This window comes from Pseudomonas sp. GR 6-02, assembly GCF_001655615.1.
In the GTDB taxonomy this organism is placed as follows: domain Bacteria; phylum Pseudomonadota; class Gammaproteobacteria; order Pseudomonadales; family Pseudomonadaceae; genus Aquipseudomonas.
In genome coordinates, this window is record NZ_CP011567.1 from 2,947,104 (window position 1) to 2,966,445 (window position 19,342).

15 protein-coding genes are annotated in these 19,342 nt (G+C 59.3%); 5 read left to right on the top strand and 10 right to left on the bottom strand.

Annotated features, from left to right (window positions below; translation table 11 throughout):
- Nucleotides 1-42: 42 nt before the first annotated feature.
- From PGR6_RS13050 to bamA, 8 genes are all read right to left on the bottom strand, one after another.
- On the bottom strand, nucleotides 43-891 hold the full coding sequence (locus PGR6_RS13050) for a VOC family protein (RefSeq protein WP_064617552.1): 849 nt from the start codon (nucleotides 889-891) through the stop codon (nucleotides 43-45).
- A 24-nt stretch (nucleotides 892-915) separates the two neighbouring features.
- Nucleotides 916-2,562: a bifunctional 3-(3-hydroxy-phenyl)propionate/3-hydroxycinnamic acid hydroxylase gene (locus tag PGR6_RS13055; protein ID WP_018928947.1), complete on the bottom strand. Its 1,647-nt coding sequence runs from the start codon at nucleotides 2,560-2,562 to the stop codon at nucleotides 916-918.
- 24 nt (nucleotides 2,563-2,586) lie between these two features.
- Nucleotides 2,587-3,408, bottom strand: coding sequence for an IclR family transcriptional regulator (locus tag PGR6_RS13060; RefSeq protein WP_028940728.1), 822 nt, complete (start codon nucleotides 3,406-3,408; stop codon nucleotides 2,587-2,589).
- A 3-nt stretch (nucleotides 3,409-3,411) separates the two neighbouring features.
- Nucleotides 3,412-4,263 carry a fumarylacetoacetate hydrolase family protein gene (locus tag PGR6_RS13065; protein WP_018928949.1) on the bottom strand — a complete coding sequence of 284 codons (852 nt, stop codon included), beginning with the start codon at nucleotides 4,261-4,263 and terminating at the stop codon, nucleotides 3,412-3,414.
- Between the two features lie 316 nt (nucleotides 4,264-4,579).
- The gene (locus PGR6_RS13070) at nucleotides 4,580-6,031 is read right to left on the bottom strand and encodes a carotenoid oxygenase family protein (RefSeq protein WP_064621263.1); all 1,452 of its coding nucleotides are present in this window, start codon (nucleotides 6,029-6,031) and stop codon (nucleotides 4,580-4,582) included.
- Nucleotides 6,032-6,093: 62 nt separating this feature from the next.
- Entirely contained in the window at nucleotides 6,094-7,275 is a 1,182-nt protein-coding gene (locus tag PGR6_RS13075; protein WP_064617555.1) for an MFS transporter, read from the bottom strand.
- A 54-nt stretch (nucleotides 7,276-7,329) separates the two neighbouring features.
- A complete protein-coding gene (locus PGR6_RS13080; protein ID WP_064617557.1) occupies nucleotides 7,330-8,322 on the bottom strand; it encodes a SphA family protein in 993 nt (330 codons plus the stop codon).
- Between the two features lie 221 nt (nucleotides 8,323-8,543).
- The gene (gene bamA, locus PGR6_RS13085) at nucleotides 8,544-10,910 is read right to left on the bottom strand and encodes an outer membrane protein assembly factor BamA (RefSeq protein ID WP_064617559.1); all 2,367 of its coding nucleotides are present in this window, start codon (nucleotides 10,908-10,910) and stop codon (nucleotides 8,544-8,546) included.
- A gap of 223 nt (nucleotides 10,911-11,133) precedes the next feature.
- On the opposite strand from bamA, the gene PGR6_RS13090 reads away from it, so the two are divergent.
- From PGR6_RS13090 to PGR6_RS13105, 4 genes are all read left to right on the top strand, one after another.
- Nucleotides 11,134-11,817 (top strand): response regulator transcription factor, encoded by a 684-nt coding sequence (locus PGR6_RS13090; RefSeq protein WP_064617561.1) that lies wholly within the window; start codon nucleotides 11,134-11,136, stop codon nucleotides 11,815-11,817.
- Nucleotides 11,814-13,076, top strand: a complete 1,263-nt coding sequence (locus PGR6_RS13095) for a HAMP domain-containing sensor histidine kinase (protein WP_018928955.1) — start codon at nucleotides 11,814-11,816, stop codon at nucleotides 13,074-13,076. The genes PGR6_RS13090 and PGR6_RS13095 overlap by 4 nt, the downstream gene beginning before the upstream one ends.
- A 107-nt stretch (nucleotides 13,077-13,183) precedes the next feature.
- Complete coding sequence (locus PGR6_RS13100) at nucleotides 13,184-13,633, top strand: hypothetical protein (RefSeq protein WP_064617563.1); 450 nt, start codon at nucleotides 13,184-13,186, stop codon at nucleotides 13,631-13,633.
- A gap of 91 nt (nucleotides 13,634-13,724) precedes the next feature.
- Nucleotides 13,725-15,851 (top strand): TonB-dependent siderophore receptor, encoded by a 2,127-nt coding sequence (locus PGR6_RS13105; protein WP_064617565.1) that lies wholly within the window; start codon nucleotides 13,725-13,727, stop codon nucleotides 15,849-15,851.
- Between the two features lie 74 nt (nucleotides 15,852-15,925).
- Here PGR6_RS13105 and PGR6_RS13110 read toward each other — a convergent pair whose 3' ends face one another.
- Together PGR6_RS13110 and baeS are read right to left on the bottom strand one after the other, a co-directional pair.
- The gene (locus tag PGR6_RS13110; RefSeq protein WP_018928958.1) at nucleotides 15,926-16,609 is read right to left on the bottom strand and encodes a response regulator; all 684 of its coding nucleotides are present in this window, start codon (nucleotides 16,607-16,609) and stop codon (nucleotides 15,926-15,928) included.
- Nucleotides 16,585-18,030: a sensor histidine kinase efflux regulator BaeS gene (gene baeS, locus PGR6_RS13115; protein WP_064617567.1), complete on the bottom strand. Its 1,446-nt coding sequence runs from the start codon at nucleotides 18,028-18,030 to the stop codon at nucleotides 16,585-16,587. The genes PGR6_RS13110 and baeS overlap by 25 nt, the downstream gene beginning before the upstream one ends.
- A gap of 113 nt (nucleotides 18,031-18,143) precedes the next feature.
- Here baeS and PGR6_RS13120 point away from each other — a divergent pair, with 113 nt between their 5' ends.
- Nucleotides 18,144-19,340 carry an efflux RND transporter periplasmic adaptor subunit gene (locus PGR6_RS13120; protein ID WP_064617570.1) on the top strand — a complete coding sequence of 399 codons (1,197 nt, stop codon included), beginning with the start codon at nucleotides 18,144-18,146 and terminating at the stop codon, nucleotides 19,338-19,340.
- Nucleotides 19,341-19,342: the final 2 nt, after the last annotated feature.

Below are 19,342 nucleotides of genomic sequence, written 5' to 3' on the forward strand. Positions count from 1 at the left end.
TTAAGGACATGGATGATGCAAAACCTTGTCTGTAGAAACTGCTCAGCTCCTGATCCAGGCGCGTCCCCAGGAATTGAGCGTGTATTCCTCTTGAGGCCAGACACCGGGTTGGCGGGCGGCATCGGTCATTTCGAGTTCGGCGGAAAACTCCAGGCGGTTGCGATCGGCATCGACGACCATAAAGAACAGATTGTTGCCCGGCCCATGCCGGCCGGGGCCGAAGAAAATGGTGATGCGTTCCTTGGCGAAGCGATCACCCCAGTCGCGGATGTCATTCCATTCATTGGTTTCGTAGCAGTGGTGATCCCATTCGTTTTTCGAACCGCGGAAAAATGCCAGCGAATGATGTTCATCGTCCGAGCGCAGGAAGCACACCATGAGCTGGCCGGTCTGCTCGTCGACGACATTGTCCGATACCGTAAACCCGACCTTATTGACGTAGAAATCGATCATGGCTTCCAGTTCAGTGGTCTGGAATACCACGTGCTGCAAGCGGCCCGGCATGCCTTGACGGTCGACACCGGGATCAATGCGGGACACGCCAAATATCGTTTGTCGGCCTTGAGGGTCACGAAGCACAAAGGCATCCGGTTCGAGCAACGGCGAGTCGATGTCTTCGACAGCACAGCCGTTCTCGTTCAGGCGGGCGCGCAGTTCTCCCAGCCGAGCCTGATCGCCCAGGGCATAGGCCGCCGCAAGCAGGCCGCTGTGATCGGCGGGCGACACGAGCATGGCGCGTTGCGGGCCACTGAGTATCCAGCTGCCATCGGGCTGTGCCAGGCCTTCCATGTCCAGCATGCGCCGGTAGAAATCGATTTGTCGTTGCGGCTCTTTGCTCGCCAGATGCAGGTAGCACAGGCGTGCAGGGGTGCAGGTCTGTAGGGTTTGCATAAACACCTCCGTGGCTTTAAGAATTCAGGGAAAGACTGGCGCGATGCTTGATTCGGCTTTTTGGTTTCGCGCCTGTGCGATGCCGAACAGCAACTGCAAAGATTCGGCAGCCTTTGTTTCGCCGGCCTTATCGAAAATGGCGGCGATATAGCGATCCGGGCGCAGCAGCAAGAACGTGTTTGAATCGCCCAGTATTTCTTTGAGCAAACCCTGGCGGTCATGAAGCACCATGCAGCCAGGCATCGAAGGCATGTTTTTGACAGGCTCGGGAAGGATCAGAATGCGCTTGGCTTCGAGGTGGAACCACAAGCCATGCTGGAGTTCGTCGATGCGTTGGCGGCTGTAATCGCCGTACTGAATCAAGGCGAAGCCGGCACCGATCGAGTCATCGAGCAGAATTTCCTGGCCTTGAGCATCGGTGAGCATCGGTTGAGGGAACATGTGTCCGCAGGACAGTTTCCCGGCTTTACCTTCGGTCAGCACCAGCCCTTTGGTGAATCGGGGTTTAGGCTTGAAGCGCATTTGCAGGAAATAGTCCCGCAACGGCGGCAGCAGGCCGATCAAAGCAAATGCACCGCTGATCAAATGAGCGCGCAAGACAGTTGCCGGCGCCATGACCACGCCGAGGTTCAAGGCCAGTCTGATCAATGCCCAGGCGTGATCGCGACGCTCGCTTTCGTAAGACAGTAGAGCCGTTTCAGCCATTTTGCCCTTCAGCACGCCGATCAGTTTCCAGGCCAGGTTATGGGCATCGCGAACACCGCTGTTCATGCCCTGTCCGGCATAAGGCGGAGTCAGATGCGCGGCATCGCCGGCGAGAAACACGCGGTTCACTTGCCACCGTTCGGCAACCCGGGCGTGGAAGGTATAAACGGTCTTGCGCACGATGGACGCCGGGGTGTTGCCCTTGAAGGGATAAAGTAACGCTTGCAGGCGAGCATCGCCGAGTACCTGCTCATCGGTTTCGTCCGGCTTGAGCAGAAACTCGAAGCGGCGTGTGCGGTGGGGGCCGGGTACTTCAACGACGGGACGGCGTGCATCGCAGTACACACGTGTTTGCCAGAACGGATCGTCATCCTGATCAGTGTCGACCACCAGCCAGCGCGAGGAGAAGCTCGAGCCAACCATCTCGATTCCGAGTTGCTTGCGCACCGGGCTACGACCACCGTCGCAGGCGACCAGATAGGCCGCATGGACTTCGACAGTTTCGCCGTCTGCGTCACGGATCAGTGCGCGCACGCCATGCTTATCCTGACTGAATTCCAGCAGCTCATGGCTGAACCGTGCCTTCAGGTTGGCAAAGCGCTCGAGGCCCATTTTCAGGGTGTGTTCAAACAGTGGCTGGCGAAATGCATTGCGCTTGGGGAACCCATACAACTTGCCGGTGGGCTCGACTTTGCCGAAGCAGCGGCCACCGGGCCGAGTGAAGTAGTGCACGCCATAGCCCGGCACTACATCTCGCAACACGGCTTCATCCAGTCCGACGGCCTGCATGGTGCGCAAGGATTCGTCATCGATCGAAACGGCCCGCGGCTCGGTCACGGTGTCCGGCTTGCGATCAATGATCAAGGTGTCCACATCGGCTTGGCCAAGCAAGTTGGCCAGGGTCAGCCCGGTGGGCCCGGCGCCGATGATCAAGACGTGTGTACTGATTTTTTTGAGGGGTGTCATTGTTGTTGTTCCCTTCCGGATGGCTCAGTCCAATGGCTTGGGGCGGTTGGCGAGTGCAGCCATGAGTTGCGACAGGTTTTGCGCCAGGGCGAGGACCTGCTGTCCTTGCTGTTCTTCCTGAGTGCTGTCACGTTCCTGAATCGGGCGCACGCAGCTGATGCTGCCGACGACTTTGCCATCGCCATCGAAGATCGGAGCGGCGAGGCCATAGACGCCAGCGTCGACTTCGCCGGCGCTGGCCACATAGCCCTGATGACGAAGACGCTGCAGCGAGCGGCGGAACTGTTCCCAGGTCTGACCAAGGTTGCTGGCGCGCACCTCATCGGGGTTTTCCAGGAAGAGTTGGCTGTGTTGACGCGAGGTCATGTTGGCGAGGATGGCCTTGGAGGTCGCCCCCAGGAACAACGGCCTCGGTGAGCCGCGTGAGTAGCTGACCTCGCTGAACAAATCGCCGTATTGATGAATGCAGACCACCTGGTCCTTGAACAGGCGGCAGATCAGCCAGATCTGCTGCTCGCTCCAGCGTGGGAGGCTTGGCTCCAATGATTGTGCGGCGCGCACCAAAGGGTCGCTCAGTCGCAACTGACGGTCCCAGGTAATGATTCTCGCGCCCAGGGCGTAACGTCCGGCCCCGACCTGGAACAACAAGTTGGCCTCGGCCAGTTCGCGCACATAGCGGTAGATGGTTGAACGGGTAAACCCCAATGCACCGCCCATGTCATCGACAGCCCAGATCGGACTCTCTTCGGTAAACAGATCGAGTACCCGCAGCATGCGCTCCAGGCTAGAACCTTTACTGTCGATATCCTGCACCGGCAATTGTTCCGATTCGCGTAGTGTGGCCATGGCTTACTGCTCGTCGACGATGCTGTTGCGCAGGATGCCGATTCGCGAAATTTCGATCTCGACTTCATCGCCCGGTTTCATCCATACCGGCGGTTCACGGAACGCGCCGACGCCGCCGGTGGTGCCGCTGACAATCACATCGCCGGGGGCCAGTTCGGTGAAGGTGGAGCAATATTCGATCAGTGCGCGGACATCGAAAATCATGTCGCTGGTGCTGGTGTGCTGCATGACTTCGCCATTGAGGCGGGTAGTCAGTTCCAGGTCCTGCGGATCGCCGATCTCGTCGCGGGTGACCAGCCAAGGTCCAAAGCCGCCGGTGTTCGGGAAGTTCTTGCCCGGAACGAATTGAATGGTGTGTTTCTGCCAGTCGCGGACACTGCCGTCGTTGTAGCAGGTGTAACCGGCGACATAGTCCAGCGCGTCGGCTTGCTTGACGTGACGCGCCGGTTTGCCGATCACCACCGCCAGCTCGCCTTCAAAATCAAGCTTGTGCGAGGCCTTCGGGCGAACGATGGGTTGCAGGTGGGCAGTCTGGCTGTCAGCGAAACGAGTGAAAATCATCGGGTAGGTCGGCATCTCACGACCGGTTTCACGTACGTGTGTGGCGTAGTTGATGCCAATGCACAGCACTTTGCCCGGGTTCGGGATGACGGGGAGAAAAGTTACTTCAGCCAATGGGATACGAGGCAGGCTCGCGAGGACCTCGTGGCTCAGTTCGGCCAGGCGATTGTTGGCGATAGCCTGCTTGAGATCGGTGCCGAAGGTTTGCTTGACCGACTCCAGATCGATGACATGCTCGCCATCGACGACGCCGTAGGTGCTACGGCCTTGAACAATAAAGCTCGCGAGTTTCATTGAGTGCTCCTTGATAGAGGATCAGCGCATGCGCAGGGAGCAAAGAAGCTCGGCACTGCTCATGTAGCTATGGCGGCAGGTAAGCCGCGGCGGTTGAGGTTCAATCTAGTTGTGGAGATTAATCCTGTAAAGCGAGATTTATTAAAAATCCCAAAATGCAGGAATTATGTTTTTTTGTGTATTTTTGGCAGCATTTTGCCGACCCTCCGGAACAGGCAATACGAGACAGTGACGTGTTTGGAAGGTCAGGGCAGGAGCCGTATCCCGGCCTGGTGAATCACAGGCTTCCTGTCATTTCAGTGGGTCGCCGATGGGTTCATTGTTTGCTCGGCACCCAGCAACCATGCAGCGACATGCGCATCCGGAACGGCACTTTGATTCGTGCAATGGGGCCATTCTCCATGTCACGAGAATCCAGAACTACAAGCTCGCTGCGACCGTCCGCGATGTGATTGAGAACGGAAACGACGTAGCCATCCGCCTCCTGCGCATCAGGGGAGCGCGGAATGAAAATGGGCTCCTGGAAGCATCCGCTGTCACCGGGAAACCAGGCATCGGTGGTGCCTGTTTTCAGGTTCACATGGGCCAGCAGATTGAAGAATTGAAACGGAATCGGCCCATTCGCGGGGTTGTACGGGCGCTCTGGATCGAACGCGAGCACAAAGCCGTGCTCATATTTTCGACCGATGTAGCGGTCATCGCACCTTGGGAATTCGCAGGGGTAATCCGTCAATGGCTGCGGTTGAATGTCCTCCTGCGTGCTGGTCAGGTCGAAGGTCCAGCGCATCAAGCTGGCCGCCAGTGTTTCGGGTGGCGGGACATGACCGTCGGCCTGGGGAAAGAAGTAAAAGATATTCCCGCCGGTGACCGGCATGTCTACGTAAACCTTGTCGCCCTCATCGAACGCGTTGAGCGTATGGCCCTGGAAACCGTCCTTGGGGCCCTTGAACCATCGAACGTCCTCCGCGCGCCCATTGCGTGGTACGACGGCGAAGAGCTGAGGCAGATCGGGTTGCCATTGGAAATGCTGGCCACCTTTCTTCATACGCTCGAGGTCGGTCGTCAACGGAATCAGCGGGAACACCACGTAGTGTTCAGTCACCGCGAAATCATGAACCATGGCCGCGTACGGCGCCTGGAACCAGATTTGGTGCAACAGCTTTCCGTCGGGCGACAGTTCGAAATAGGCCAGGTCAGGTGTGCCGTCGCCTTTGGCTTCGTAGCTGAAGGCCAAGAGGTTTCCTGTTACCGGGTCGAGCTTGGGGTGGGCGGTGAACGTCGCTGATTCGATCTGCCCGTCAAAATGCCACTCGCCGAGGGTTTCAAGTGTTTCAAGATCCATTGCCCAGGGCATGGCATCTTCTTTGAGTGCAAGCAGCACACCGTTATGAGCGACAACGCTGGTATTGGCGGTGGTGTTGTTCTTCGCCGCCAGTGGATCATTGGTGTAGACGTTGCGATAGATTCCATTGAGCGAGCGACCTTCGCGGCGCTGAGCCATCAACCGGTCGGTTATTACGTAGCGACGTCGTATCGACACCTTGCCATCGGCAAAGTAGAACGCGCTGACCATTCCGTCGCCATTGAAGAAAATATCCGAGCCCAGCATCGGCGGGTATTGCGGGTCTGGCGCAACCTGATAAAAAGCGCCACGGATCGAAGCGGGAAGGGTGCCTTCAATCTCCAGGTCGAACACCTCGGCTTCTATCCGACTGGGTGCATAGAGCGCGCCGGAAAATTCAGGGGTTTGGGGAAACGGGGTGGTCATCGGCATAACCTCTGAAGATGGGTATCGATTGTTCATTGACGGGGTTCCTGTTTGATATCAGGTCAGGTCGACTGAGGCGACAGTGCTGTTGCGCAAGGCTTCGCGTCACGACGAAAACGTGCAACGAGCAGACACGAGATAAGCAGGGCTGTCAGGTAGGCCGAGGCCGCCAGCCATCCGACGGCGCGGAACTGTCCTTCGCCTACCACGAGTGCCGCGCCAAACGGGCCGAGCCCCTGACCAACGAAAATCGCGGCGTTACCCAGCCCGGCCAGTCGGCCGGAAGGGTCCAGCTCGGCCGCCATGGACAGTAAGTAAGGCAGACTGAAAAACCATACTGCATGGATCAGGCAGGCAGTGACCGCAAATGCGACAGGGGTATTGCCATAGACCATGACCAGAGTCGCAATCAGCGCCGTGCCGAAGCTCAGTAGTTGCGGAAACAGCAACCCAAGGCGTCTGCCGATAAGTCCGGCCAGTGCCGCTCCAAGGGCACCGGCAAGGATGCTGCCCCCCAGTATTCCACCGATCTGTTGCGGTTCCAGGCCAATGCTTTTACCGATGCGCTCTTGGTAAACCCACAGTGCGGAATGGCCAAAAAACAGCAGCGTAAAAAGCATCAGCAGTAAGATCGATGTGAGCCCGAAAGGCGGGACCGAGCCGCTCGCTGCCCGATGTGCCTCGGGATAGCTCCTCGGCACTCTCCAGCTACCAACCATCGCCAGGGCACTGGCGATGGCCAAGAGATAAAACGCCCCGGCCACGCCGAATGATTTCAGAATCACCGGCATGGAACTCACGAGCAGCATCCCCCAGAGCAGGTTGCCGATGTTTATCACCGCGAACGTCGAATCCTTGGATGTGCGCAGGGCTGCGGTGGCATAGACAACGGCCATGACCGCGCCACCGCTTGCGCCGCATATCATTCGGCAGATCAGTAACAACCCCTGGCTATGCAGTTGAGCACTGGCCAGATTGCCGAGTACCAGCATCAGCAAGGCAATCAGGGCAAAGCGGCGCCGGTCGACGCTGGCCATCAACATGGCGCAAACGCCGCAGGCGACGGCCATTGCAATCAGTTCTGCCGCAAAAATGGCGCCGATGGCATTCAGTGGCAAACCGAGTTGGTCGATAAAGGCTCCGCCCAGAATAGGCTGGATTTGCAACGTCCCTAAGGAAATGACCATCATCAGGCAGATAGCGGCCAATGATTTTTTACTGTCAATGGAGTCGAGCGCGTTCATGAAACATCACCTCGGGTAAAAGGGCCCGCTCATGCACGAGTGGGCGCACATCGGTCAGAATGTGTGGGCGTATCGGATCTGGACGGCGTAATCCGTTTGCGCGCGGTTCTCGACGCCGGTCTCTTTATAGGTGTTCAACCAGAAGCCCTGGCCATCGCTGATTTTCCAGAACAGGCCCGGGCCAATGCCCAACACCTTTTCCCGAGAGTTGCTCAGCCGACCTCCGTTAACCTCGTCATCTGATATTTGCCTGAAGTAGTACCCGTTGATCCCGACGGATACGTTGGGGACCACTTCATACGAGGCCGTGAAGTTGGCCCACGCCGATTGTCCTGCCCGGGTGTCGCGCACAGGCTGGCCCTCGAAAAGTTGCGTCGAACTGCTCGCCGGATCGTTGTTCTTGAAGTTGTACAGGTAGTGCAGCCTCCAGCTCACTTCCCAACGAGGCGCCGGCATCCAGGTCGCGGCCCAGTAGGGGTTCAGAGAGAAGTAGTTGGAGCCTGGGTTCAGGTCTTTATGTTTATCGTATTTGCCGGTTGGAAGGATGGTGTCGAAAGCCAGACGCTGCACAAACACGGGCCTGCCGTGGGCGTCGACGATCGGGTCGAACTGGATCTGCGGCCCTACCGTGACATCACCAAGCCCTGTGCCGTTATCCTGGAGCTTGGCACCGTTGTCGCCAAAGTCACCGTCCAGGGAGATGATGGGCACCAATAAGCTCCAGCCCAGGTGTGCACCACCGCCGATGGTGTCGGGTGAGTAATAGCTCAGTTGGTTGATCAGCGAGATGACGTTGATCTTCGGATTATCGAAGGCGCCATTATCCTTGCCTGCATTGTCCCTGATGCTGCGTGCGGTGCTGAATTTCAGATAGGTCAGGTGGGACAGACCGGGCGGCCCCGCGAAACCGTCGTAGAAACTGGTGCCGCCCAGATTGATACCGCTGGGCTCACTCACCGACGGTGGTGGAGGCCCCTCTGCTGCTGGTACGGCAAGCGATGCGAAGCTGAGTGCCAGGCATACTGGCAGGGATTTTTTCAGGCTCATCGAAGTGGCTCTATTCTTGGAATTGTGAGCCGGGGTAGCTCCCCTGGCACTTCGACTTTAATTCCCGAACGTTCGTGATGCTTGAGCACAACGGCCAGAGTTGACTGAGAGCGCCATGATGCAGGGGGGGGCAGCGCGAAACCTGTGGGGGCGGGCTTGTCCCACATTCTGCACATCGTGTCAGTGCACCAACGAAGTGGAATGCTTGCGGACTCACCGGTTCAAAAAGTCTGCCCCATGGAGAACTGGAACACTTGCGTATCAGCGTTCTCAGGCTTTTTGACCGGGAAGGCCAGGTTGAAACTCAACGGTCCCATCGGGCTGTACCACGTGACGCCGACCCCCACGGAACTGGCCAGTTGACCGAGGTCGACACCGTCGCAACCCTGGGTGGTGCTCAGGTAGCACTTGTTGGAGTAGACGCTGCCGACGTCCCAGAAAACCGAAGTGCGCAGGGACTTGTTGTCTTTGATGAAGGGCATCGGGAACAGGTATTCGACCCCGCCGGTAATGAGGATATTGCCGCCCAATGCGTCGGTGTCCCGATCCGAATAATACGCCTGGCCGGCACTGGCATAGGTGCCTGTGGCCGGGGTGTTGCGCGGGCCGAGGGTGCCGCTTTCAAAGCCGCGCACCGAACCTTCGCCACCGGCCGTGTAGTTTTCATAGAAGGGCAGGCCGTCGGTCGAGCCGTAGCTGTTGCCATAACCGAGCTTGGTGTGGAAACGCAGCGAAGTGGCGTTGCTCAGTGGCAGGAAGGTCTGCCCGGTGTAATCGATCTTGTAGAAACTCAGATCACTGCCGGGCACTGTCACCGTCAGGTTGAGGTTCTGCGAATGTCCACGGGTGGCCAGCACGCCCTTGTTCAGGGTCGATTCCGACCAGCCGAGGTTGGCCTTGAAGTTGTTGAACTCCTTGCCCTCGCGTGCAATGAAATCGTAGATCTCATCAGCACTGTAGGTGCCTGGCTCGATGTTGTCGTGTTGCACGGTCAGGCCGAAACTCAGCCGTGAGGTTTCATTGATCGGGTAGCCAAGTGAAGTGCCGGCGCCATAACTGTTGATGGAGTAGTACGAAACGCCGTCACTGTAATAATCGCTGTAGTCGGTGGCGTTGTAGAACAGGTTGTAGCCCAGGCTCACCCCGTCCGGCGTGAAGTAGGGGTTGGTAAAACCGAAGTTGTACTTGCTTTGGTAGTCCGAGCGGGTCAGGCCCAGGCTGGCGTAGTTGCCCGTGCCCAGGAAGTTGTTCTGAGTGATCGAACCTCCGAGGATCAGGCCGGAACTCTGAGAGAAACCGACGCTAGCGCTAATCGAACCGGAGGCCTGCTCTTCGACGCTGTAGTTCACGTCAACCTGGTCGTCGACGCCCGCTACAGCCGGCGTCTCGACGTTGACTTCCTTGAAGAAGCCCAGTCGTTCCAGACGGGTCTTGGATTGGTCGATCAGGTAGGTCGATGCCCAGCCACCTTCCATCTGACGCATTTCGCGACGCAGCACTTTGTCGTCGGTCTTGGTGTTGCCACGGAAGTTGATGCGGTTGATGTAGGCCCGCTTGCCCGGGTCGACCACGAAGGTGATATCGACGGTATGGTCGTCATTATTTGGGTTGGGGACCGCATTGACGTTGGTAAAGGTGTAACCCTCGTTGCCCAGGCGACGGGTGATCAAGTCCGAGCTGGTGGTCATCAGCTTGCGGGAAAACACCTGGCCTTTCTGAACCAGCAGTAGCGATCTGATCTGGTCTTCAGGCACTTTCAGGTCACCGCTGAGCTTGACGTCACGAACGGTGTACTTCGCGCCTTCGTTGATGTTGACGGTGATATAGACGTGTTTCTTGTCCGGGGTGATCGACACCTGGGTCGAGGTGATGTCCATGTTGATATAGCCGCGATCCAGGTAATAGGAGCGCAGGCGCTCCAGATCACCGGAGAGTTTTTCGCGGGCGTACTTGTCGTCGTTCTTGAAGAACGACAGCCAGTTGCTGGTCTTGAGCTCGAACAGGTTGATCAGGTCTTCATCAGCAAAGACCGTGTTGCCCACCACGTTGATGTGTTGGATCGCCGCGACAGAGCCTTCGTCGATCTTGATTTTCAGACCCACGCGGTTACGCGGTTGTGGGATCACTTCGGCATCGACCGACGCCGAGTAGCGGCCCTGAGCGACGTATTGGCGCTGCAGCTCGTTGCGCACGCCTTCGAGGGTGGCGCGCTGGAAGATCTCGCCTTCGGCCAGACCGGATTGCTTGAGGCCCTTCATCAGGTCTTCAGTGGAGATCGCCTTGTTGCCTTCGATCTCGATACTGGCGACCGAGGGGCGCTCGACCACCGTGATGATCAGCACGTCACCGTCGTGCCCCAGCTGGATATCCTGAAAGAAACCGGTCTTGAACAACGCACGGGTGGACTCCACCAAACGACGATCATCCGCTTCATCACCGACGTTCAACGGCAATGCACCGAACACGCTGCCGGCGGAAACCCGTTGCAGGCCATTAATGCGAATATCGGAAATTTTGAAGCCTTGGGCGTGCGCAAATGTGGCGTTGAGCAATAGTGCAGCCGAGCAGAGCAGGCGCGAAAAATTCATCAAGATCTTATCCAGAACACATCGACAAGCAGCGTAGGCGGGCGCGGATATCTCACAGCAAGACGAGTTACCGCGAAGCGAGCAGGCTGGTGGAGGTGAAGCATAAAAGCTCGGTGCGTTTGGTGCGGTTAACCAAGTGTCAAGTTAGGTAAAGGTTTGCCCGGGGCGATGACGCTGTGCAGCGCAAGGGCGATAATGCGCGGCCCCCACTCAAGAGCCCGCCATGATCTCTGTATTGCTCGTCGACGATGACCAGGAACTGACTGGAATGCTCAGCCAATATCTGGAGCATGAAGGCTTCGAGGCGACCGCCGTGCACACGGGCGAGGAGGGCGAGATTCAAGCACTGTCCGGGCGCTACAGCATTGTGGTGCTGGACGTGATGCTGCCACGCCTGTCGGGTATCGAGGTGCTCAGGCGCATTCGCGCCGTGAGCCAGGTGCCGGTGGTATTGCTCACGGCCCGTGGCGATAACATCGACAAGATCACCGGCCTGGAACTGGGGGCCGATGACTACGTGCCCAAACCCAGTTCACCGGGGGAACTGGTGGCGCGTTTGCGGGCAATCATGCGCCGGGTGCAACCGGCGGATCAGCCCACCACCGAAGTGATCAGGACCGGCCCGCTGGTCTTGTGGCCCGGCAAGCGCCAGGCCCAGTGGCAGGGGCGCGAGCTGGGGGTGACCAGTACCGAGTTCAGCCTGCTCGAAGAACTGGCCCGCTGTGCCGGGCAGGTGGTGAGCAAACAGGACCTGTCGCTCAATGCCTTGGGCTGTCCCTTGACCCGCTACGACCGGCGCATCGACGTGCATATCAGCAGCATTCGCCAGAAGCTCGGTCCGCGCCCTGACGCCAAGGCCTGGATTCAGAGCGTGCGTGGCCTCGGTTATCTGTTGATCGCCGAATGATGAAACCCAGTCGGCTGTTCTGGAAACTGTTCCTGGCGTTTTGGCTCGCCACGAGCCTGACGTTTCTGGTCGGGGTGGGCATTCTGGTACTGGGTAATCACGGGCCTGGCGATCCTCATTTGGAGGCCATCCTGGCCAGCGAGGAACAGCTGCTGCGACAATTCGGCGTCGAGTCGGGAAGGCAATTGCTGACAGTGTGGCGGCACCCCGGTGACGAAACCATTGGTGTCTATGACAGTGCCGGTCAACTGCTGGCTGGGTCGCCGGTTCCGCGGCCAGCGTTTGAGCGAACGGTCATCAGCAAGGACGGTCTGGCCCTCTCGCTCAGATCCTCACAGCCCCTTGGCAAAGAAGGTGAGCAAGGGCCGGGGCGTTCGATCCCGCTGATCATCGGCACGGTGATGAGTGCGCTGTTCAGCGGGTATATGGCGTATTACCTGGCGTGGCCGTTGGCCTATCTCCGGCGGGCGATGAGCGATGTGGCCAAGGGGCGCTTCGAAACCCGGGTCAAACCGATGATGGGCGGGCGCCGCGATGAAATCGTCGATCTGGCCGGGGACTGTGACCGAATGGCCAACCAGCTGAAACTGCTGGTGGAGGCCCAGCAACACCTGTTGCATGACATCTCTCACGAACTTCGCTCACCGTTGACGCGCATGCAAGCTGCCATCGGGCTGTTGCAGCAAGAACCGGCCCGCCAGGAAATGGTGGAGCGCATCCAGCGCGAATCGGTGCGAATGGATACGTTGATCGAGGCGTTGTTGACCCTGGCGCGCATGCAGGGCCGGCCCGAGAGTATCGACCGCGAGCCACTCGACATCATCGAGTTGCTGGCGGTGATCGTCGAGGACGCTCAATTCGAGGCGGGAATGAAAGGTTGCCGGGTCAGTCTGCAGGCGTGCCCGGCCTTTGTCAGTCGGGTCAGCGGCGAGTTGCTGTATCGGTGTTTCGAGAACGTCATTCGCAACGCGGTGCGCCATACCAGACCGATGACGGCGGTTGTTGTGTCGGCTGAGGTCAATCTCGAAGCAGACTGCCTGACGGTGCGGATTACCGATCAGGGGGCGGGTGTTGAAAACGAGCGGCTGCTGAGCATTTTCCACCCGTTCGAGCGTGGCTTGAGCGAGGCCAGTGCCGGTTTCGGCCTGGGCCTGGCGATCGCCTCAAGGGCCGTGGAAATGCACGGCGGCACGATTGTGGCGCGCAACGAGCCGTCCGCTGGGCTGACCGTGGAAATCAGCTTGCCCCGTCAGGCGTGATCTTTACACGATATTACATTGGCTTGACGGCTCTGTACGCCTCGCCTCAGTAGACTTCCCGCTCAAACTTACGCAGCGTTTGCTGATGTTTCAGCGTGGAGGTGGGCATGTTTCTGGTTCATAAAAAGGGCTTCGTTTCCGGCAAGAAAATGGTCGACGGGCTGGTGCCCTATGACTTCTTTTGTGAAGACAATCCGGCCATCAATCTGTTTGTGTTTACGGGTTCTACCGCGCAGGGCAAAACAGTCGAGGAGCAGACGCTCTGGGGCTTTACCCGGCTGGAGCGTTTCGAGGCGCTGACCAGCACCCTGGTATCGAACAAAAAAAATGATGGCTGGTTTCAAACGGTCAATGTGCTCACCGGGCCTGCCCAGAACGGCACCCAAAGCGTGAAATTTCAGCGGGTGCTGAAGATCATCAAGCATGCCGCTGTATCGAGCCGTGTCACCAGCAAGGTGCAATACGAGATCCTTACGGATGACGGCGACACTTATTTCACCCGTCCGCCCGCGACAGCAGACAGCGCGCAAACCATCATCTATGCGGCAGAGCAATAACTCGTTAGTTAATAACCGCGAAGGTGTTTACTGGAAATACATCGCACCATACAATGAGAATCATTACTACTAACTCATTGAGTGCAACGTCTTGAGCCATCCCCACCTCTTTGCCCGCCGCAAGGTTTTCATCAAACACGCGCTGCCGACACTGTCCTGCGTGATGTTCGCCGGTCCTTTGTGGGCACAGGAACTGATTGAACTGCCGACCACGGATATTCAGGCGAGCCGCGTCAGTCAAGACACCAGCTACACCACCTCTCAAGCCAGCACCGCGAGCAAAAGCGATGTGCCGATCAAGGAGGAGGCGCAATCGGTCAATGTCGTCACCCGGCAAACCCTGGCCGACTATCAGGTACGCTCGCTGGACGACGCGATGAAGTTCGTCAGCGGCGTCAGCCAGGGCAACACCCTGGGCGGTTCCCGGGACTCGTTGGTCAAGCGCGGTTTCGGCACCAACGATGACGGCTCGATCCTGCGCGATGGCGTGCGTTCCAACCTGGGGAAAAATTTCAGCGCCACGACGGATCGCATCGAAGTGCTCAAAGGGCCTGCGTCGATGCTGTACGGCGCGCTGGAACCCGGCGGGTTGATCAACGTGATCAGCAAGAAGCCTGAATACACCCAGAGCACGACCCTGAGTGGCTCGGCCTACAGCGAAGGCGGCGGCACCATGGCCGTGGACACCACCGGGCCGCTGGGCGATACCGGCCTGGCTTATCGCCTGATTGCCGAACGCGGCCACGAGGATTACTGGCGCAATTACGGCGTGAATGAAAGCACCCTGGTTGCACCCTCGCTGACCTGGACGGGCGAGCGTGCCAGCCTGACCCTCAGCTACGAATACAACGATTACTCCAAACCCTTCGACCGTGGCACGGTGTTCACCAATGGTCATCCGGCGGACATCGACTACGACAAGCGCCTCGACGAAAAATGGGCCAAAAGCGTCGGTATCCGTGAATTGGCTACCGCGCGTTTCGAGTATCAGCTGAGTGACGACTGGAAGACCCGCGTTACCTACGGCTGGAACAACGACCGCTACAGCCTCTCGATTGCCCAGCCGAGTTCGTTGACCGGCAACAACCTGCGACGTGCTGCCAACGGCGCTCACTACGACGATGAAACCCGTTATGCCAGCTGGGATTTCATCGGCCAGCAGGAGCTGTTCGGCCAGCGCCATGACTTGCTGATCGGCGCGGACACCGAAGCGTCCGACCAATTCCGTGGCAAAACCTACCGTAATACCGCGCAGTCAGGCTTCGACATCACCTCGCCGGTTTATGGTCGTCTGGCCGAGCCGAGCCTTGTCAGTGCCAGCCAAAGTGACCTGAGCAACCAGTTGAACTCCAGCTCCGTGTACTTCAAGGATAACTGGCACCTCGATGACCGCTGGATCCTGGTTCTCGGCGGTCGCCAGCAGCATTTCGATCAGTACAGCGATCAGGGCCGCGGCAGCAGCTACACCGTCAACCGCGACAATAACGGTGATGCTTTCGTACCGTTCGTGGGGCTGGTCTACAAAGCCACCGATAGCTTGTCGCTGTACGGTAACTACAGTCGTTCGTTCAAGCCCAATACCCAAGTCGACGATGCCGGCCATACCTTCGATCCGGAGGAGGGCCGCAGTTATGAGGTCGGCGCCAAGTACGATCCGCTGCCGGGGCTGAACATCAACCTGGCGCTGTTCGACATCGAGAAGAAAAACGTCGTGACCACCCAGACGGTCGGTGGCGTCAGCCTCTCGGAGGCGGCGGGCAAAGTCGGCTCACAGGGCCTGGAACTGGACATCACCGGGCGTGTGGCCGAGCGCTGGGACCTGATCGGCACCTACGCTTACACTCACACGGAAATCCTCGACGATCCGGATGACGAAGGTCACCGCCTCGCCGATGCGCCGAAGCACACCGCAAGCCTGTACCTTACCCATCACCTGAATGTGCCTACGGAGTTCGGGGCCTGGCATGCGGGCGGCGGTGCGCGTTATGTCGGCGAGCGTGCGGCCAACAATGCCAACGATTTCTGGCTGAGCAGCTACACCGTCGCCGATGCCTTCGTGCGCTGGGAGGCGCCGATGTTCGGGTACAAGACTTCGCTGCAGTTCAACGTCGACAACCTGTTCGACAAACAGTACTACCCGTCCTCCACCGGCAGCCAACTGGCGGTCAATGTCGGCGAGCCGCGCACGGCACGCCTCAGCGCCAGCGTGACGTTCTGATCGCACTGTCTTGATGTGCCGCCCCGTTCTGCCCGTGGAACGGGGCGGTAGTCTTCCTTCAACTCGACGACGCTTCAGGCGTCGGCGAGCTGAAACCGATAACCCACCCCGTACAACGATTCAATCGGATGCTCCCCCGGGCAGGCTTGTTCGAGCTTGCGCCGCAGATTGCGGATATGACTGTCGACCGTGCGGTCGGTGACCACCCGGTGATCGGAGTAGATCCGGTCGAGCAACTGATCCCGGGAAAACACCCGTCCCGGCGAGCGGGCGAGGGTGCTTAGCAGGCGCAATTCCAGTGGTGTCAGGTCCAGCGTTATGCCGTCGAGGGAGGCCAGGTACTGTTCTTCATCAATCTGTAGACGCGGTGGTGCGGACGTCAAAAGCTGCGGGCTGCGTCGCAGGATGGCTTTGACCCTGGCTACCACTTCACGCGGGCTGAAGGGTTTGCAGATGTAGTCGTCGGCGCCCAGGTCCAGTCCGAGCAGGCGATCCACTTCCTCGACGCGGGCGGTGATCATGATGATCGGTACGGCACTGAAGCTGCGCAGTTCCTTGCACACTTGCAGACCATCGCGTCCAGGCAGCATCAGGTCGAGCAGGATCAGCCGTGGCTCGCGGGCACGGACCGCCGGTACCACCTCCAGCCCGTTGTCCAGGCATTGGGTCGCATACCCAGCGGCGATCAGGTAGTCACGCATCAACGCGGCCAGTTTGGGCTCGTCTTCGACGATCAGGATTGGGTTGTCGTTGACCATGGTTCAGGCATTCCTGGCAGGCGCAGGGTCAGCCAAAGGCCACCCAACGGGGAGTGATCGGCACTGAGGCTGCCGCCATGAGCCAGGGCGATGCTGTGACAGATCGCCAGCCCCAGACCGGCGCCACCACTGGCACGGTTGCGTGAGGTTTCGCCACGGTAGAAACGCTCGAACAGACGCGGCAACTGATCCGCGTCGACCCCGGGGCCGGAATCCAGGAAATCGATGCGTACGTCGTCGCCATCGCTGGCCGCACGAATACGCAGCACACCGCCTTCATCGGTATAGCGCACGGCGTTTTCCAGCAGATTGCCGAACAGTTGCTGCAAGCGCTTGGGGTCGGCTTCCACTCTTAGGGGGGGTGTCGGCAGCTCCAGCTCCAAGCGCAAGTGCCGGGCATTGCAGCGTTCCTGGAACATCGCTGCGCAACTGTCCAGCAGCTCGTTGAGATCACATTCGCTCTTGCGGTAGGTCAGCGCACCCACATCGGCCAGGGACAGTTCATACAGGTCATCCACCAGTTTACTGAGCATGCCGACTTCGCCTTGCAGCGATTTCATCGACGACTGATCGAGCGTGCGCACACCATCCTCGATGGCCTCCAGCTCACCGCGCAACACTGACAGCGGGGTGCGCAGTTCATGGGACACATCGGCCATGAACTCCCGGCGCATTTTTTCGTTGCGCTCCAGCGTATACGCAAGTTGATTGAAGTCGCGGGCCAACTGACCGACTTCGTCATTGGAGGACACCGCCACCCGGTTGCTGTACTCGCCTGCGGCCAATCGATGCGTGGCCGCGGCTACTCGCTTGACGGGGTCAAGCAAAGTGCGGGCGATCCACCAGGCGATCAGCATTGCCAGCAGCAACGAGAACACGCCCACGGCCAGACTGGTGCGCAACAGGTACAGGCGAAAGCGTTCACCGCCGGCTTCGGTCACGTTCTGGAACGGCGTTACCGCCAGCCAGCCGACGGTTTTACCGGCCACCTCGATCGGGCGCATCAGGGCGTCGTCGGCAATCGCCGAGTAGCCCATGACCAACTGCTTTTGCTGGTCCAACAGAGCGATGCGAAACACCGCGCCGGTCAGGTCAGACGTGGGCAGGGTCGGCTGCTGCGGGTTGGTGAAGTCTACGCCCGGCTCCGGTCGCATGAGTTCGAACCAGCGATCCGGCTGGTTGCGCAGAAATTCCCAACTGCCTTCGCGCTCATAGGCGCTGGCCAGGCGCGGCAGCACTGGGGTCATGCGCAACAGAGCCTGTTCGTTGAGGTAATCGAGAAAGCCTTTGCCGAAGCTCCAGCCGTTGGCCAGCCCCATGCTCAGGATGACAAACAGCACACTGGCCAGTACCGCGATAAACAGTTTGGTGGAGATACTCAGTTTCATGGGCTCGGGCAGGTCGGTGAATGGCCCGCCCATTTAGGCCCTGGCGCGACGAAGATTCAAGGGCGGCAGGCAATCTTCAATTTTCCTGCACATTTGCCTCGCAGTATGGCGTCTGGCTTCAGCCACCCCGTCTTGCAGAGGCATTTATGTCGACCAAAATTCTCGCCAAATCCCTGGTAACCGCCGCGGTTTTACTGTCCTTGATCATTCTGGTGGTGTTGAGCGGTTGCTCCCCCGGCGCATCCGCGCCCGTGGTCGAACCGGCAAAAGTGTCAGTGATCACGGTGCAACCTCAAAGCCAGGCGCTGACCACGGAGCTGGCCGGGCGCACTCAGGCGTTCATGATCGCCGAGATTCGCCCGCAGGTCGGCGGTATCGTCCAGCAACGGCTGTTTGTCGAAGGCGCCGAGGTCAAGGCCGGGCAGGCGCTGTATCAGCTGGACGCGTCCTCATACAAGGCTGCATTGGCTGAAGCACAGGCGACCCTGGCCAAGGCGCGCGCCACGTTGAAGTCGGCCCAGGCCACGGCCAAGCGTGATGCCCAGTTGGCGAAAATCGATGCCATCAGCCAGCAGGACAACGAGGATGCCCAGGCCAGTCTGCTGACCGCCGAGGCTGAACTGCAAGTGGCCCAGGCCGGCGTGGATACCGCGCGCATCAACCTGGCCTATACCCGCATCAGCTCGCCCGTCAGCGGGCGCATCGAAACTTCGACGGTCACCCCCGGCGCATTGGTGGTGGCCAATCAGGACAGCGCACTGACCACGGTGCAGCAACTGGACCCGATCTACGTGGATATCACGCAATCGACCACCGAGCTATTGCGCCTCAAGCGCGACCTCGCCAGCGGTGTGCTGCAAAGCAACGGCGAGGGCGAAGCGCGGATCAGTCTCAAACTCGACGACGGCAGCACCTACGCCCATGAGGGCCGCTTGAAATTCAGCGGGGTCAGCGTCAATGAGGGCACCGGCACCGTGACCCTGCGGGCGGAAATCGCCAACCCGGACCGGCTGTTGCTGCCGGGCATGTATGTACGGGCGGTGCTGGAGCAGGCCCGGGACGATCAAGCGATCCTGATTCCGCAGCAAGCCGTGACCCGCAGCGCCAGTGGCGTGACGTCGGTGTTGCTGGTGGTCAATGGCAAGGTCGAACAGCGCGTGCTGACCATCGATCGCGCCGTGGGCAACCAATGGTGGGTCACCTCGGGCCTGACGGCGGGTGACCAGGTGATTGTCGAGGGCGGGCAGAAAGTCCGGGTCGGCGCCCCGGTGCTGGCGCAAAACCCGGGCACTCGCAGCCGCACGCGGCAATCGGCGCCGACTGCCATTGCGCAGGAGGGTTGAGC

Excerpts from the sequence above, each read along its gene's own strand:
- PGR6_RS13120 (WP_064617570.1), top strand. The coding sequence starts at position 18,144 with ATGTCGACCAAAATTCTCGCCAAATCCCTGGTAACCGCCGCGGTTTTA.
- PGR6_RS13075 (WP_064617555.1), bottom strand. The coding sequence starts at position 7,275 with ATGAACGCGCTCGACTCCATTGACAGTAAAAAATCATTGGCCGCTATC.
- PGR6_RS13110 (WP_018928958.1), bottom strand. The coding sequence starts at position 16,609 with ATGGTCAACGACAACCCAATCCTGATCGTCGAAGACGAGCCCAAACTG.
- PGR6_RS13090 (WP_064617561.1), top strand. The coding sequence starts at position 11,134 with ATGATCTCTGTATTGCTCGTCGACGATGACCAGGAACTGACTGGAATG.
- PGR6_RS13100 (WP_064617563.1), top strand. The coding sequence starts at position 13,184 with ATGTTTCTGGTTCATAAAAAGGGCTTCGTTTCCGGCAAGAAAATGGTC.
- PGR6_RS13095 (WP_018928955.1), top strand. The coding sequence starts at position 11,814 with ATGATGAAACCCAGTCGGCTGTTCTGGAAACTGTTCCTGGCGTTTTGG.
- PGR6_RS13065 (WP_018928949.1), bottom strand. The coding sequence starts at position 4,263 with ATGAAACTCGCGAGCTTTATTGTTCAAGGCCGTAGCACCTACGGCGTC.
- baeS (WP_064617567.1), bottom strand. The coding sequence starts at position 18,030 with ATGGGCGGGCCATTCACCGACCTGCCCGAGCCCATGAAACTGAGTATC.
- PGR6_RS13080 (WP_064617557.1), bottom strand. The coding sequence starts at position 8,322 with ATGAGCCTGAAAAAATCCCTGCCAGTATGCCTGGCACTCAGCTTCGCA.
- PGR6_RS13070 (WP_064621263.1), bottom strand. The coding sequence starts at position 6,031 with ATGACCACCCCGTTTCCCCAAACCCCTGAATTTTCCGGCGCGCTCTAT.
- PGR6_RS13060 (WP_028940728.1), bottom strand. The coding sequence starts at position 3,408 with ATGGCCACACTACGCGAATCGGAACAATTGCCGGTGCAGGATATCGAC.
- bamA (WP_064617559.1), bottom strand. The coding sequence starts at position 10,910 with ATGAATTTTTCGCGCCTGCTCTGCTCGGCTGCACTATTGCTCAACGCC.
- PGR6_RS13055 (WP_018928947.1), bottom strand. The coding sequence starts at position 2,562 with ATGACACCCCTCAAAAAAATCAGTACACACGTCTTGATCATCGGCGCC.
- PGR6_RS13050 (WP_064617552.1), bottom strand. The coding sequence starts at position 891 with ATGCAAACCCTACAGACCTGCACCCCTGCACGCCTGTGCTACCTGCAT.